The following is a 14,489-nucleotide window of genomic DNA, read 5'->3' on the forward strand; positions in this document are numbered from 1 at the left end:
CGGTGGCCTCTGGCGCGGGTGATGTCCCGGTGCGGTGGTGTCCTGGATCGGGCACCGGTAGGGCGGTGGCAGACTGGCGGCTGATCCGCCGAAGGGGAGTACGTCCTTGTCCATGTTCAGCAACCTGCGCCGGGCCGTGCGCCGCGGCTACCGGCGGGCCGTCGACCTCAGCCACCCGGCCCGTTCCCCTCTCGGCAGCGCGGTCGTCAACTGCCTCGTCTACCGCGACGGCTTCCGCCAGGAGGACTGCGGGGAGGTCGACGAGGCGCTGCGCCGGGTCCGCAAGAACGGCGAGGGCTTCGTGTGGGTCGGCCTGCACGAGCCGAGCCAGGAGGAGATCACCGGGCTCGCCGGGCTGTTCGACCTGCACCCGCTCGCCGTCGAGGACGCCGTCAACGCCCACCAGCGGCCCAAGGTGGAGCGGTACGACGACACCCTCTTCGCCGTGTTCAAGACCGTTCGCTACGTCGAGCACGAGGAGCTGACCGCGACCAGCGAGGTCGTGGAGACCGGCGAGTTGATGGCCTTCGTCGGCGAGGACTTCGTCCTCACCATCCGACACGGCGGCCGCGGCACCCTCGGCCCCGTCCGCGAGGCCCTGGAAGCCGCCCCGGACCAACTCGCCAAGGGTCCGGCGGCCGTCCTGCACGCCATCGCCGACCATGTGGTCGACGACTACGTGGCCGTCACCGACGCCGTGCAGAACGACATGGACGCCGTCGAGACCGCGGTGTTCAGCGAGTACGGCGGTCGTGGCGACGCCGGACGGATCTACCAGCTCAAGCGCGAACTCCTCGAACTGCGCAGGGCGGTGGCCCCCCTCGGCCGACCGCTGCACCTGCTGGCCACGGAGCCGATACCGCTCATCCCGCCGGACATCCGCGCGTACTTCCGCGACGTGGCCGATCACCTCACCCGCGCCACCGAACAGATCGGCGCCTACGACGGACTCCTCGACTCCGTGCTCCAGGCCCACCTCGCGCAGGTGACCGTGGCCCAGAACGAGGACATGCGCAAGATCACGGCCTGGGCGGCGATCGTCGCCGTGCCGACCATGGTCTGCGGGGTGTACGGCATGAACTTCGACCACATGCCGGAACTGCACTGGACGTACGGCTACCCGTTGGTGGTCGCGGTCATGGCGATCGCCTGCCTCGTGATCCACCGGGGGTTCCGGCGCAACGGCTGGCTCTGACCGGTCGGCTCCGGACCGGCGCGACGGCGAGACGCGCGCGGAGCCGATCCGCAGGGCAGGACCCCGCGCGCCGAACACCGCGATCGGTGCGCGAGGACTCCTCCCGACCCCTCGGGACCCGGCACGGCGAAAGAGCCGCAGACACCGGGCCGGACCCCGTGGTGTCCGGCCAGTCAACCAGGCCGGCCGAGGTCGCCACGACTGGTGCCCGACACGGAAAAACCGCCGCTCGAAGGCGTGCGGCCTGGTCGATGCTCCGAACCGGCCGGCCGCGCACCCGGCGTCAACCGGCCAGACTCATCAGCATCACCGGATCGGACGTCGGCCTGGGCGATCCGCCCGCCGGCTCCAGGGTGACCCCCACGGCGGTGGCCCGGCCGACCGGCCCGGTCATCAGGGTGCTCCCGTCGCCGCCGAGCAGGCCCGCCGGTCGCATCCCCGGACCGTCCGCGAACCAGAGCTGGTACGTCTTGCCCGCCGGGGCGGGCGCCATCCCGGAGCCGACGAACGCGGCCCGGTTGCGTGCCGCGCTCACCACCACCGTGCCCTTCGCGCCGGACGCGGTGCGACCCACCACCGTCCGGGCGTCCGGGGCGGTGATCACGTCCGTCAGGTTCTGCAGTTCGCGCAGCTCCCGGCCGGCCTGGACGGCCTGGTCCCGCTGCCACACCGCCGTGCCACCCAGGGCGAGCGCCCCGGCCAGACAGGCCGCGAGGGCCATCGGCAGGGCGCGCCTGCGCAGGCTCGGGATGCCCCGACGGGCCGGAGGCAGTTGCCGCACCGTGTCGATCCGGTCCAGTACGTGCGCGCGCATCGCGGGTGGCGGAGGCAGGGCGGTCGCCGAGCCGAGCCGGGCCGCCGTCGCGGTGAACTCCCGTACGTCCTGAGGGCACAGCGCGCACCGCGCCAGGTGGTGCTCGAAGGCCGTCCGTTCCTCGGAGTCCAGGGCGTTCAGCGCGTAGGCGCCGGCGAGGGCGTGCATGTGGTCGGTCCCGGTGTTCATGCGTTGACCCCCATGCAGTCGCGCAGGCGGATCAGGCCGTCGCGCAACCGTGTCTTGACCGTGGGCAGCGGGGTGCCGAGGGTCTCCGCGACCTCGCGGTACGTCAGCCCGCCGTAGTAGGCGAGGCTGACGGCCTGCCGCTGCAGTTCGGTGAGGCCGCGCACGCAGCGGCGCACCTGCTCGCTCTCCAGCCGGACCTCCACCTGCTCGCTCACCTCGTCGTAGGGGCGGGTGTGCTCCCGGGCCGCGTTGTCCTGCTCGCGGGCCGCCGCCGCCTGCGCGGAGCGGACCCGGTCCACCGCGCGCCGGTGCGCGATCGTCATCACCCAGGTCATGACGCTGCCCTTGTCGGAGCGGTAGCGCGCGGCCTGCCGCCAGACGTCGATCAGGACCTCCTGCGCCACCTCCTCGGACTGCGCCCGGTCCCGCAGGACCTTGACGACGATGCCGTAGACGGGACCCGCGACCACGTCGTAGAGCGTGGCGAAGGCGTCCTGGTCGCCGCGGGCGATCTGGTCCATGAGGGTGGGCAGGTCGGGGCCGGGCTTCTCCCAGGCCGCGCCGAAGGTCACCGGTTGCCGCACGAGAGCCCCTTTCGCCCGAGGAGCCGGCCGTTTCGAGTACAGGTCATGGCGGGGGCTTCCTTCGGGGGCGGCGACGACTGACAGGGGTGACACATGGAGGGTTTCGTAGCCGGGGCCGTCATGGATTGGTTTGCTCCGGAACTGACAACAAGGCTTCTCCGCGCCCCGATTATCTGGTAGGAAAGTTTCCTAACTGATCAGGAAGCCTCAACCATCGCATGGAGGCCTTGTGTTCACCCCCCAACGCAAGAACCGGACCGTCGCCCTCGGCGCCCTGCTCGGCGCCGCCCTGCTCGCCGCCCCCGTCGCGGCCCACGCCACGGCGGCCCCGGACACCACACCCGCCGCCGCCACCGCGGCGGCGGCGACCGGGCTGGACGACCCGGCGAAGAAGGACATCGCCATGCGGATCGTCTCCAGCGCGGAGAACTCCTCGCTGGACTGGAAGGCGCAGTACAAGTACATAGAGGACATCGGCGACGGCCGCGGCTACACCGCCGGGATCATCGGGTTCTGTTCCGGCACCGGCGACATGCTGGACCTCGTCGAGTACTACACGCAGGTCAAGCCGGGCAACGTGCTCGCGAAGTACCTTCCGGCGCTGCGCGAGGTCGACGGCGGCGACTCGCACGCCGGCCTCGACCCGAACTTCACCGAGGACTGGGCCAAGGCCGCCCGGGACACGGAGTTCAAGAAGGCCCAGGACCACGAGCGCGACCGGGTCTACTTCAACCCCGCCGTCAAGCAGGGCAAGAGCGACGGTGTCGGCACCCTCGGCCAGTTCGCCTACTACGACGCCATCGTCATGCACGGCGACGGAAGCGACTCCACCAGCTTCCGCAACATCCGCAAGCGCGCCCTGACCAAGGCCAAGCCCCCGGCCCAGGGCGGCAACGAGACCACCTGGCTGAACGCCTTCCTCGACGCCCGCGTCTGGGCGATGAAGCAGGAGGAGGCCCACGGCGACACCAGCCGCGTGGACACCGCCCAGCGGGTGTGGGTCAAGAAGGGGAACCTGAACCTCGACACCCCGCTCGACTGGAAGGTCTACGGGGACCCCTTCCACATCGGCTGACCCGCCCCACGCACCCCGCGCCCCCGTCCGGCGCCCGCACCCCGCGGCCCGGGACGGTCCCCTCCCCGTCCCGGGCCGCGGGTCGGGTGACCGGGCAGGCGGGGCCGGGTGACGCGTGTCTCCCCCGGGTTCCGGCAGGGGGCTGTCCAGACCGGTCCGATCACGAGATATCTTGATGTCGAGCAATGTTGCAGACGAGAGACGCAGACTGTGGAGCGGAGCATCCGGTGACTGACTCGACCATCATCTACACGCACACTGACGAGGCCCCGGCCCTCGCGACGTATTCCTTCCTGCCTGTGATCCAGGCATACGCGTCGACGGCCGGTGTGAATGTCGAGACCCGTGACATCTCCCTGGCCGGTCGGATCATCGCCAGCTTCCCCGAGCACCTGGAAGAGGGCCAGCGCATCGCGGACGCCCTCGCCGAGCTCGGCGAACTGGCGAAGACCCCGGGCGCCAACATCATCAAGCTGCCCAACGTCTCGGCCTCGATCCCGCAGCTCAAGGCCGCGGTCGCCGAACTCCAGGGCCAGGGCTACGCGCTCCCGGACTACCCGGACGACCCGAAGAGCGACGAGGAGCGCGAGATCCGCGCCCGCTACGACAAGATCAAGGGCAGCGCCGTCAACCCGGTCCTGCGCGAGGGCAACTCCGACCGCCGCGCCCCCGCCTCGGTCAAGAACTACGCCAAGGCCCACCCCCACCGCATGGGTGCCTGGACCTCCGAGTCGAAGACGAACGTCGCCACCATGGGCGCCGACGACTTCCGCTCCACCGAGAAGTCCACCGTGATCGCCGAGGCCGGCACGCTGCGCATCGAGCACGTGGCCGCCGACGGCACCACCACCGTCCTGCGCGAGTCCGTACCGGTCCTCGCCGGTGAGGTCGTGGACGCGTCCGTCATGCACGTCGACGCGCTGCGCACCTTCCTGAACGCCCAGATCGAGCGTGCCAAGAACGAGGACGTGCTGTTCTCCGTGCACCTCAAGGCCACGATGATGAAGGTCTCCGACCCCATCGTCTTCGGCCACGTGGTCCGCGCCTTCTTCCCGAAGACGTTCGCCCGTCACGGTGAGACCCTGGCCGCCGCCGGTCTGTCCCCCAACGACGGCCTCGGCACCATCCTCAACGGCCTGGGCGCGCTGCCCGACGCCGCCGCGATCAAGGCCTCCTTCGACGCCGAGCTCGCCGAGGGCCCCGCCCTCGCCATGGTCGACTCGGACAAGGGCATCACCAACCTGCACGTCCCCTCCGACGTGATCGTCGACGCCTCCATGCCGGCGATGATCCGCACCTCCGGTCACATGTGGGGCCCCGACGGCGCCGAGGCCGACACCCTCGCCGTCCTCCCGGACAGCAGCTACGCCGGTGTCTACCAGGCCGTCATCGACGACTGCCGCGCGCACGGCGCCTTCGACCCGTCCACCATGGGCTCGGTGCCGAACGTCGGCCTCATGGCCCAGAAGGCCGAGGAGTACGGCAGCCACGACAAGACCTTCGAGATCGCCGCCTCGGGCACCGTCCGCCTCGTCGACGCCGAGGGCAACGTGGTCCTGGAGCAGAAGGTCGCCAAGGGCGACGTCTTCCGCGCCTGCCAGACCAAGGACGCGCCGATCCAGGACTGGGTCAAGCTCGCCGTCACCCGCGCCCGCGCCACCGGCGACCCGGCCGTCTTCTGGCTGGACGAGGGCCGCGCGCACGACGCGCAGCTGATCGCCAAGGTCAAGACGTACCTCGCCGAGCACGACACCGAGGGTCTGACCATCAAGATCCTCCCCCCGGTCGAGGCCACCGCCTTCTCCCTGGAGCGCATCCGCCGCGGCGAGGACACCATCTCGGTGACCGGCAACGTGCTGCGCGACTACCTGACCGACCTCTTCCCGATCCTGGAGCTGGGCACCAGCGCCAAGATGCTGTCGGTCGTCCCGCTGATGAACGGCGGCGGCCTCTTCGAGACCGGCGCCGGCGGCTCCGCCCCGAAGCACGTGCAGCAGCTCGTGAAGGAGAACTACCTGCGCTGGGACTCCCTCGGTGAGTTCCTCGCGCTGGCCGTCTCCTTCGAGCACCTCGCGACCACCACCGGCAACGCCCGCGCCCAGGTGCTGGCCGACACCCTGGACCGCGCGACCGGCACCTTCCTCAACGAGGACAAGTCGCCGAGCCGCAAGCTGGGCGGCATCGACAACCGCGGCAGCCACTTCTACCTCGCCCTGTACTGGGCGCAGGAGCTGGCCAAGCAGACCGACGACGCCGAGCTGGCGACCGCGTTCGAGGCGCTCGCCAAGACGCTGGGCGAGCAGGAGGAGACCATCGTCTCCGAGCTCATCGCGGTGCAGGGCTCCCCGGCCGACATCGGCGGGTACTACCAGCCCGACGCCGCCAAGGCCTCGAAGATCATGCGCCCGTCCGAGACCCTGAACCAGGCGCTCGCGATCCTGGGCTGACGCCCACGGCGTGTCCGCCGACGCCCCGACCGGGACCTCCCGGCCGGGGCGTCGGCGCGTCCGGACGCCGGCGACCGTATTCCGGTTGTGAAGGGGGTCCGCACACGGCTAGTAATACGGGGTGATCACTGGACAACTGGCCGGGCTGCGCGCCCGCCACCCCGACGACGTGGCGATCCTGCATGCCGGACTCCACGACGACGTCCCGAACCACTCCCGGTCGGACTCCCGTCCCTGGCGCCCGCTGACCCTGGCGAGCGGCCATTCCCCCTACGAGCCCGACGGGCCCTCCGACGACGGCAAGGCCGCCTTCTCCGTGGTCGACCTGGCCACCGGCGAACTCGCCGGCGAGGCCCTGTTGTGGGGCATCGACCTGCACAACCGGGGCGCCCACCTCGGGATGTCCCTCCTCCCCGGTGCCCGCGGCCGCGGGATCGGCGCGGAGACCGTACAACTGCTGTGCCACTACGGGTTCACCGTGCGCGGTCTGCACCGGCTCCAACTGGAGACCCTCGCCGACAATCCGGCGATGATCCGGGCCGCACGCAACGCCGGCTTCCAGGTCGAGGGCACCCTGCGCCGCTCCGCGTGGGTGTACGGGGCCTTCGTCGACGAAGTGATCCTCGGACTGCCCGCCGACGAGTGGGAGCGCCCCTCCTGGCAGAGCTGATTCGCCCCGCACGGGACCGCCGGTACGGGTGGAGGGCCCCGGGGTCCGGGCCCTGTGTCGGCACGCCGCTGGGGGCCCGCGTCACGGCCGTGGGGCCGGCGCCGCCGGATCTGACCGGGCCGGACCGGTTCTAGACCGCGGGGCGGACGTCGGCCGCCACGCGGAAGCCGATGTTGCCCGCGGAGCTGTCCGGGGTGTTGCGGGTGCGGGCCGCGACGCGGTACCGGTTGCAGTACGAGTCGTGGCACATGTGCGAGCCGCCGCGCATCGCGCGCTCCGGGCCGGCCGCCGAGAAGCGGTCCGCGGACCACTCCCACACGTTGCCGACCGCGTTGTACAGGCCGTGCCCGTTGGGGCGGAAGGACTTCGCGGGGGCCGTGCCCGCGTAGCCGTCCGCGCGCGTGTTGTGCCGGGGGAAGTCGCCGTTCCAGATGTTGCACATGTACCGCCCGTCGGGCCGCAGTTCATCACCCCAGGGGTACCGCCTCCCCTCCAGCCCGCCGCGCGCCGCGAACTCCCACTCGGGCTCGGTGGGCAGCCGGGTCCCGGACCAGGCACAGTAGGCCCGGGCGTCGTTCCACGACACGTGCACCACCGGATGGTCCTGTCGCGCGTCGGACGAGGACCCCGGTCCCTCGGGGCGACGCCAGTGCGCGCCGTCGACCGCCCGCCACCACGGGGTGCCGGCCACCGCCGGTGAGCGCGCGGCGAGTTCGGGCGTGAGGAACCCCGCGAAGACGAAGCTGAACCCGAAGGACTCCGCCTCCGTGACGTGCCCGGTGGCCTTCACGAACGAGGCGAACCGGGCGTTGGTGACGGTGGTCGGGGCGATGCGGAACGCCCCGACCACCGCCTCCCGTACCGGCCCCTCGCCATCCGCCGGGAAGCCGTCCGGGTCCTCGGTGCCCATCAGGAACCGGCCGCCCGCGAGCTCCACCAGGTCGCGTACGGCCCGCTCCGCCGCCGGGTCGGCCCGCCGTACGGGCGGCGGCGGTCCGAGGGCGATCACGGCGGTGGCCGGTTCGCGGCCCGGGGTGCAGCAGGACTCGGTCGGCACGGGCATCACTCCTGGTTCGGCGGGACGGGCGGGGCGGGGGCTCAGCCGGCGCGGTCGGCGGCCAGCCGCGCCGCCAGCGCGGGGACGCCGAGGGCCTGCTCCTGCGCGGGTGTGGCCTGGTACAGCAGGTTCCTCAACTGGTACGGGTCGGCGGCCAGGTCGTAGTACTCCCGGAAGGTGACCTGTCCGGTGCCGGACACGGCACCCGTCGCGTCGGTGTGCAGGTCGTAGTACTCCGTGTACTGCCGGTCCTTGGCCACGTACGAGGCCCAGGACTTCGGCCCCTCGCCGCCGGCGCCCTTCTTCCACCACTGGACGAGCAGGTGGTCCCGGGATTCGGAGCCGAGCAGGGACCGCCCGTCCTGACCGGCGGGCCGCGCGACGCCCGCGGCGTCCAGGATCGTCGGCGCGATGTCGATGTTCGCGACGATGCGGTGGTCCTTGGTGCCGCCGCCGAGACCTCCGGCGGGCCAGGACAGGTAGAAGGGGACCTCGTGGGCGGGGGAGTAGGGCACCGACTTCTTGGTCCAGCCGTGGTCCGCCCAGGTGTAGCCGTTGTCCCCGGTGAAGATGACGAGGGTGTTCTCCAACTGGCCCAGCGCTACCAGCTTGTCGTGGATGGCCCGCACCGCGTCGTCCACCGAGAGCAGGCTGCGCAGTTGGCGCTTGCGGGTCTCACGGGCGTCGTCGAGGGTGGACGTGGCGTCGCGGATGTAGGCGGGCTTGTCGGAGCGGTCGTCCTCCGGGACCGAGGGGCGGCCGTTCCAGGCGGGGACGGGCGTCTCGGTGTACTTCGGCGCGGGCGTGTTCGGCGCGTGCGAGGCGTACGGGGTGACGTACGCGAACCAGGGCCGGCTGTCGGTGGTCGACTTGTCAAGGAAGGCCAGTGTCCGGTTCTTCACGATGTTGGTGGTGTACCCGGGGAGCTGCTGGACGGTGCCGTCCACGTTCCAGCGGGCGTCGTTGTATCCGGGCTGGAGGAGGGCGAACTCCTCGAAGTGCGGCGGATTCTCCGCCAGGGTCCAGGAGTTGAGGTACTTGCCGAACAACCCCGTGCGGTAGCCGGCCTGCTTGAGGTGGCGCTGCACGGTGGTCGACTGGTCGAGGCTGTACGAGGCCGAGTTGTTGCGCACGCCGTGGTGGTGCGCGTGCCGTCCGGAGAAGATGGAGGACCGGGACGGCGCGCACAGCGGGGTCGCCGCGTGCCCGTGGGTGAAGGTGACGCCGTGGCCCCCGAGCCACTCGATGGTCTTCGGTATGGCCCAGTCGGTCTGCTTGGGCTGGTCGTCGGTGACGATGAGCAGGATGTTGGGGCGCGCCGCCGCCGGTGCGGCCGCCGCGTCCAGGGCGAGGGCCGGGGTGGCCGCGGCGGCGGCCACGGCCGCCGCGCCGGCGAGGAAGCCGCGTCTGCCGACGGGGGAGTTCCGGGGTCCGCTGGTGTGCTGCTCGCTCACGAGGGTCTCCTGTACGCGCGGGGGAGGGTGACGTACGTACGCGGGGCTCGCACCGGACCTGACGGCCCGTCGAACCCGCAGGTCAGACCCTAGAATTCGAGCAGCCGCGACTCAATGTCCGCCGCATGGCAGTGCTGTGGCAGTGCTGTGGCGCGAACATGGCGGCGCTGTGCCGCGCACGTGACGGGCCGGCGCGGCAGCCATGGGCTCCAGGTGTGTCGTCACGCCCCTCAGAGCCGGTGGACCCGGCCCTGTCCGACGGCCAGCGGATGGCGCCCGGCGGCCAGGATCCGCAGTCCGGGCGCGACGCCGAGCAGTTCGCGCAACCAGCGCAGGGTGTCGGCCGTCAGGTGGTCGACACCGTCCAGGACGAGGAGCATGTCCCGCTCCGCGAGCCAGGAGGCGGCGTCGCGCGTGCCACAGGGCAGGAAGGGCATGCCGGGTACGCAGCCCAGCGCGGCCACGAGCTCCGGTACGCCACCGGCCTCCGCGACGGCGACCACGGCCACGCCGTCGCAGAAGTTGGACGAGAGCCGCCGTGCGACCTCGCGCACCAACAGGCTGCGCGGCGCGCGGAACCGGCCGGTCACGGTCAGCACGCGGCCCCGCCGGACGGCGGTGAGCAGCCACGACAGTTCCGTCGACGTCATCGGCAGTGTTCCGGCCGGTCGAGATTCCCCCATCGGCACGATGCCCCCCATTGCATGCGTGACCAGGCGCGGCAAGAGGCGTGCTTCAGGCCGCATGCCGATGATTATGCGCCAGTTTCATGGCAAGACCAGGGGAATGTCTCATTCCGCCGAATGGTTCGCACGGCGGCCGTGGCTCGCCCTCGCACGGCCGGCCGGCACCCGCCCCGGAGCGGTCCACGACCTGCGTGACGCGCGTCGGCCGGATGGTGGAGGGCCGGTAGACGACGCACGCGGCGGGAAGCCCGGCGAGGGGAACGCGGCGGGCCAAGACCCCAGGTGGGCAACGCTCGCGCCCGTCGTCCCGGGTCGCCCCCGCCGGCCGGCGGACGGGCGCGGTACGTTGCGGACGTGTTCGCGGGGACAGGGAACCCGCCTGCGGCCGGGACACGCCAAGGGCCCCGAAGCGGACGCCGTGTTGGCCAAGGCAAAGCGGTCGGCGTAGTTCCCGTGGTCCCCGTGACGTACGTGCCGGGCCCCCGCCCCTCTGGAACGGTTGTTTGGCAGCCGGGAATCGGCTCTACTGCTGTGCAGCCCCGCAGCCGGGGCATATTCCGGGGAGGGGCACACATGAGAGCGGACCGGCGGGCAGAGCGGGAGGCACGACCCGCGTCGCACCGACGCCGTCCCCGCTTCCGGGGGCGCAGACCACTGCTGACGTTCCTGATGTCGGCCTTCCTGCTCGTCGGCGTCAGCGCCGCGACCGGCATCGCCTGGGACCCCTTCACCGCCGACGCGCACCAGAACAGCGCGACGCCCGAGATCGACGCGCCCCGGACCATCGCCCCCGGCGGCGAGCCCTCGCCCGAGGCGACCCGCACGCCCGGGGCCACCCCGAGCCCGAGCGGATCCCCCGAGGAATCCGAACGGCCGACCCCCCGGGGGCAGGTGGACACCGGAGGCACCCGCGCCGCGGGATCCCTGCCCTTCGACATGCCCCGACCGGCCGCGCTGCGCTCGGGCTCCGCCGGCAAGAAGCTGGTGTTCGCCCACTACTTCACCCCGTACCCGCTGTCCCTCGACAACACGAGCGCGGACGTCGACTACTACACCCGCAACTACCTCGAACCCGACGGGGAGAGCGGCAAGCACGAGCGCTACGGCGGCCTGCTGCGCGACCGCCCGCTGCCCGTGCCGCCCAAGGGCGGCAACTGGGAGTACGCCAACCTCCAGCAGGAGGTGCGCACCGCCCGCGCCGCCGGCATCGACGGATTCACCCTGGACATGCTCTCCCTCTCCGGCAAGAACTGGGAGCGCTCCAACCTCCTGATGGAGGCCGCCCGTTCGGTCGACCCCGACTTCAAGATCATGCTGATGCCGGACATGACCTCGTTGAGGACCGACGACCCGGGCGTGCTCGCCGACGCCATCGCAGCCCTCGGCAAGAGCCCGGCCGCCCACCGGCTCGGTGACGGGCGACTCGTCGTGTCGCCCTTCAAGGCCGAGGCCAAGAACGTGGCCTGGTGGACCCGGGTGATCGACAACCTGAAGTCGAAGCACGGCATCCGCACCGCCTTCGTCCCCCTCTTCCTCGACTTCGGCGCCAACGGGGCGGCCTTCGCGCCGATCAGCCACGGCTTCTCCGAGTGGGGCAGCCGCAGCTACGTCGGCCAGGAGAGCTCGACGCGCGACGCGCGCCGGGCCCACGAGATGGGCAAGATCTGGATGCAGCCCGTCTCCGTCCAGGACGCCCGCCCCAACCAGGGCATCTACGACGAGGCCGGCAACACCGCCACGCTCCGGTCCACGTGGACGCACGCGATCGACGACGGCGCCGACTGGGTGCAACTGACCACCTGGAACGACTACTCCGAAGGCAGCCAGTTCGCGCCGTCCCTGCACAACGGCTACGCCTACCTGGACCTCACCTCGTACTACCTGACCCGCTTCAAGACGGGCGACTGGCCGCGGATCGTCCGCGACACCCTCTACCTCACGGCCCGCACCCAGTTCGCCGCCGCCGACCCGACGGGCGACCAGTCGCTGGTGATGTCGCTGCGCAGGGGAAGCGCGGCCCCCCGGGACACCGTGGAGGTGCTGAGCTTCCTGACGGGGTCGGCGAGGATCCGTACGACCGTCGGCGCCGCCAAGGACTCCCACGAGGCCCCGGCCGGACTCCACACCGAACTGCTGCCGCTGAAGACGGGCGTCAGCTCCGCGGAGGTGGTGCGGGCCGGCCGGACCGTGACGGAGGTCGAACTCCCCTACCCGGCCGACCACAAGGTGGAAGTCCAGGACCTCCAGTACTACGCGGCGACAAGCGGCCGGGAGTAGCCCGGCCCCGGCGGCGGGGGCGGCCTTCCGGTCCGGGGGCGGTCCTCGGCGCCGGGGGCGGTCCTCCGGCCGCCGGGGCGGTCTTCCGGTCCGGGCCCGCCCCGGGAGAGGATCGGCACACCAGCCGACCCCACCCACGGAGGCCCAGTGACCGAGCCGAAAGCCCCGGCGGAGTTCCCCGGCGGGCGCGCCCTGTTCCGGCTCGACCCCGACGTGGCGCACCTCAACCACGGATCGTTCGGCGCCGTCCCGGTCCCCGTGCAGCAGGCGCACGCCGCACTCCAGGCAGAGGTCCACCACGACCCCGACGTGTTCTTCATCGGCGTGCCGGAACGCATCGCCGACGCCCGTGCCCGGGTCGCGACCCACCTCGGCACCGATGCCGACGGCATCGGTTTCATCGCCAACGCCACCGAGGGGGCGAACCTCGCGCTCGACGCCGTCCCCCTCGCCGACGGCGACGAGATCCTGGTCACCGACCACGGCTACGGCACGGTCGTCGAGGCGGCGGCCCGCCGCGCACCCCTCACCACGGTCACCCTCGACCCGTACCTCCCCGACGAGGACGCCGTACGGGAGACCGTGCTCGCCGCACTCACCCCCCGCACCAAGGTGGCGGTCCTCGACCACGTCAGCTCGCCGACCGCCCGGCTCATCGCCGGCCCCGCGCTCCTCGCCGACCTCGCCGCCCGCGGCGTCACCACCATCGTCGACGGCGCCCACGCCCCCGGCATGCTCGCCGACCCGCTGGCCGGCGGCGCCGACTTCTGGTTCGGGAACCTGCACAAATGGGGGTACGCACCCTCCGGCAGCGCCGTCCTCGCCGTCGCCCCGCGCCACCGGACCCGGATCCGGGCCCTGGTCCCCTCCTGGGAGGACCGGCACGGCTTCCCCCGCTCCGTCGAGAACCGGGCCACCGCCGACTACACCGGCTGGCTGGCCGCACCCGAGGGCCTGGACCTCCTCGAACGCCTCGACGCGACCGCGGTGCGGGTCCACAACGCCGCGCTCGCCGCCCACGGCGCCGCCCTGCTCGCCGAGCTCCCCGGGCTCACCCCGCTCCCGTACACGGAGGGGCTCGCCATGCGCGCCCTGCGCCTGCCGCCGGGCATCGCCGAAACCCAGGACAGCGCCCGCGCCCTGCGCGAACGGATCGCCGCCGAGCTGCGCACGCGGGTACTGATCTGGCCCTGGCCGGGCGGCGGCGGCATCCGCGTCTGCGGCCAGATCTACAACCGGCCCGAGGAGTACGAACGCCTGGCCGCCGCCCTGCCCGACTACCTCAAGGACGCCTGAGCAGGTACGTGTCCATGATCCAACCCTTGCGGGCGCGGGCCTCGGTCCGCAGCTCCTCGATCCGCCCGGCCACCTCCGCCAGCTTCCCCGAGACCAGGATCTCGTCGGGCGTGCCGACATAGGCGCCCCAATGGATGTACAGGTCCTGGTCGAGGTGGGCCGTGAAGGCGTGCCGCGCGTCCAACATCACCACCACGTCGTCCACGTCCTGCGGCCAGCCCTCCGCGAGCCGCCGCCCGGTGGTGATCTGCACCGGGCGACCCACCCGGTTCAAGGTGGTCCGGTGCCGGGCGAGCAGCGAGGAGATGCTGCTGATGCCGGGCACCACCTCGTGGTCGAAGGCGACCCGCCCCTTCTCCAGCACCTCGTCGAGGATCGCGAGCGTGGAGTCGTACAACGAGGGGTCGCCCCACACCAGGAACGCCCCGGTCTCGCCGTCCGCCAGGTCCTCGGCGATGAACCGCTCGAAGATCTCCGCCCGGGCGCTGCGCCAGCCGTCCACGGTCGGGGCGTACTGCGCCGGCGTGCGGTCCCGGTCCGGGTCACGGCCCTCCACCAGCCGGTGGCCCGGCCGGGCGTACTCGTCCAGCATCGCCCGCCGGAGCCCGGTCAGGTCCGACTTGTCCTCGCCCTTCTCCAGGATGAGGAATGCGTCCGAAGCGCCGATCGCCTTGACCGCCTGGAGGGTCAGGTGGTCCGGGTCGCCCGCGCCGATGCCGATCACGTAGAACTTCTTCACCCGGCT

Annotated in this window: 12 protein-coding genes; 6 read left to right on the top strand and 6 right to left on the bottom strand. The window is 72.0% G+C overall.

All coding sequences use genetic code 11. The features are described 5' to 3' along the window. The first annotated feature begins 112 nt into the window (after positions 1 to 112). Positions 113 to 1,195, top strand: a complete 1,083-nt coding sequence (corA, locus tag ACFYW3_RS03070; RefSeq protein WP_389385618.1) for a magnesium/cobalt transporter CorA — start codon at positions 113 to 115, stop codon at positions 1,193 to 1,195. Between the two features lie 283 nt (positions 1,196 to 1,478). On the opposite strand, the gene ACFYW3_RS03075 is transcribed toward corA, so the two are convergent. Then, positions 1,479 to 2,198 carry an anti-sigma factor gene (locus ACFYW3_RS03075; protein WP_351754784.1) on the bottom strand — a complete coding sequence of 240 codons (720 nt, stop codon included), beginning with the start codon at positions 2,196 to 2,198 and terminating at the stop codon, positions 1,479 to 1,481. Then, positions 2,195 to 2,782 carry a sigma-70 family RNA polymerase sigma factor gene (locus tag ACFYW3_RS03080; RefSeq protein ID WP_053677196.1) on the bottom strand — a complete coding sequence of 196 codons (588 nt, stop codon included), beginning with the start codon at positions 2,780 to 2,782 and terminating at the stop codon, positions 2,195 to 2,197. The genes ACFYW3_RS03075 and ACFYW3_RS03080 overlap by 4 nt, the downstream gene beginning before the upstream one ends. A 229-nt stretch (positions 2,783 to 3,011) precedes the next feature. Here ACFYW3_RS03080 and ACFYW3_RS03085 point away from each other — a divergent pair, with 229 nt between their 5' ends. The 3 genes from ACFYW3_RS03085 (at position 3,012) to ACFYW3_RS03095 (ending at position 6,974) form a co-directional block, all read left to right on the top strand. Next, on the top strand, positions 3,012 to 3,857 hold the full coding sequence (locus tag ACFYW3_RS03085) for a chitosanase (protein WP_389385350.1): 846 nt from the start codon (positions 3,012 to 3,014) through the stop codon (positions 3,855 to 3,857). Between the two features lie 227 nt (positions 3,858 to 4,084). Beyond that, positions 4,085 to 6,304: an NADP-dependent isocitrate dehydrogenase gene (locus ACFYW3_RS03090; RefSeq protein ID WP_351754787.1), complete on the top strand. Its 2,220-nt coding sequence runs from the start codon at positions 4,085 to 4,087 to the stop codon at positions 6,302 to 6,304. Positions 6,305 to 6,425: 121 nt separating this feature from the next. Continuing rightward, on the top strand, positions 6,426 to 6,974 hold the full coding sequence (locus tag ACFYW3_RS03095; RefSeq protein WP_351754789.1) for a GNAT family protein: 549 nt from the start codon (positions 6,426 to 6,428) through the stop codon (positions 6,972 to 6,974). 130 nt (positions 6,975 to 7,104) lie between these two features. Here the strand turns inward: ACFYW3_RS03095 and ACFYW3_RS03100 are convergent, their stop codons facing one another. From ACFYW3_RS03100 to ACFYW3_RS03110, 3 genes are all read right to left on the bottom strand, one after another. Beyond that, positions 7,105 to 8,037, bottom strand: coding sequence for a formylglycine-generating enzyme family protein (locus ACFYW3_RS03100; protein WP_389385351.1), 933 nt, complete (start codon positions 8,035 to 8,037; stop codon positions 7,105 to 7,107). Positions 8,038 to 8,072: 35 nt separating this feature from the next. Continuing rightward, positions 8,073 to 9,485: a sulfatase gene (locus ACFYW3_RS03105; protein WP_351754790.1), complete on the bottom strand. Its 1,413-nt coding sequence runs from the start codon at positions 9,483 to 9,485 to the stop codon at positions 8,073 to 8,075. A 230-nt stretch (positions 9,486 to 9,715) separates the two neighbouring features. After that, on the bottom strand, positions 9,716 to 10,135 hold the full coding sequence (locus ACFYW3_RS03110; RefSeq protein WP_351754792.1) for a hypothetical protein: 420 nt from the start codon (positions 10,133 to 10,135) through the stop codon (positions 9,716 to 9,718). A gap of 609 nt (positions 10,136 to 10,744) precedes the next feature. Between ACFYW3_RS03110 and ACFYW3_RS03115 the strand changes: the two genes are divergently transcribed. Further along, on the top strand, positions 10,745 to 12,448 hold the full coding sequence (locus tag ACFYW3_RS03115; RefSeq protein ID WP_389385352.1) for an endo-1,3-alpha-glucanase family glycosylhydrolase: 1,704 nt from the start codon (positions 10,745 to 10,747) through the stop codon (positions 12,446 to 12,448). A 147-nt stretch (positions 12,449 to 12,595) separates the two neighbouring features. Next, positions 12,596 to 13,744: an aminotransferase class V-fold PLP-dependent enzyme gene (locus ACFYW3_RS03120; protein ID WP_389385353.1), complete on the top strand. Its 1,149-nt coding sequence runs from the start codon at positions 12,596 to 12,598 to the stop codon at positions 13,742 to 13,744. On the opposite strand, the gene cobF is transcribed toward ACFYW3_RS03120, so the two are convergent. Further along, positions 13,731 to 14,483, bottom strand: a complete 753-nt coding sequence (gene cobF, locus ACFYW3_RS03125) for a precorrin-6A synthase (deacetylating) (RefSeq protein ID WP_351754801.1) — start codon at positions 14,481 to 14,483, stop codon at positions 13,731 to 13,733. The two genes, ACFYW3_RS03120 and cobF, sit on opposite strands and share 14 nt — an antisense overlap. Positions 14,484 to 14,489 lie beyond the last annotated feature (6 nt).

Source organism: Streptomyces sp. NPDC002602, assembly GCF_042889445.1.
Classification (GTDB): domain Bacteria; phylum Actinomycetota; class Actinomycetes; order Streptomycetales; family Streptomycetaceae; genus Streptomyces.

Bases quoted from the DNA above. Each gene is read 5' to 3' on its own strand.
- ACFYW3_RS03110 (WP_351754792.1), bottom strand. From the start codon at position 10,135: ATGACGTCGACGGAACTGTCGTGGCTGCTCACCGCCGTCCGGCGGGGC.
- corA (WP_389385618.1), top strand. From the start codon at position 113: ATGTTCAGCAACCTGCGCCGGGCCGTGCGCCGCGGCTACCGGCGGGCC.
- ACFYW3_RS03115 (WP_389385352.1), top strand. From the start codon at position 10,745: ATGAGAGCGGACCGGCGGGCAGAGCGGGAGGCACGACCCGCGTCGCAC.
- ACFYW3_RS03100 (WP_389385351.1), bottom strand. From the start codon at position 8,037: ATGCCCGTGCCGACCGAGTCCTGCTGCACCCCGGGCCGCGAACCGGCC.
- ACFYW3_RS03075 (WP_351754784.1), bottom strand. From the start codon at position 2,198: ATGAACACCGGGACCGACCACATGCACGCCCTCGCCGGCGCCTACGCG.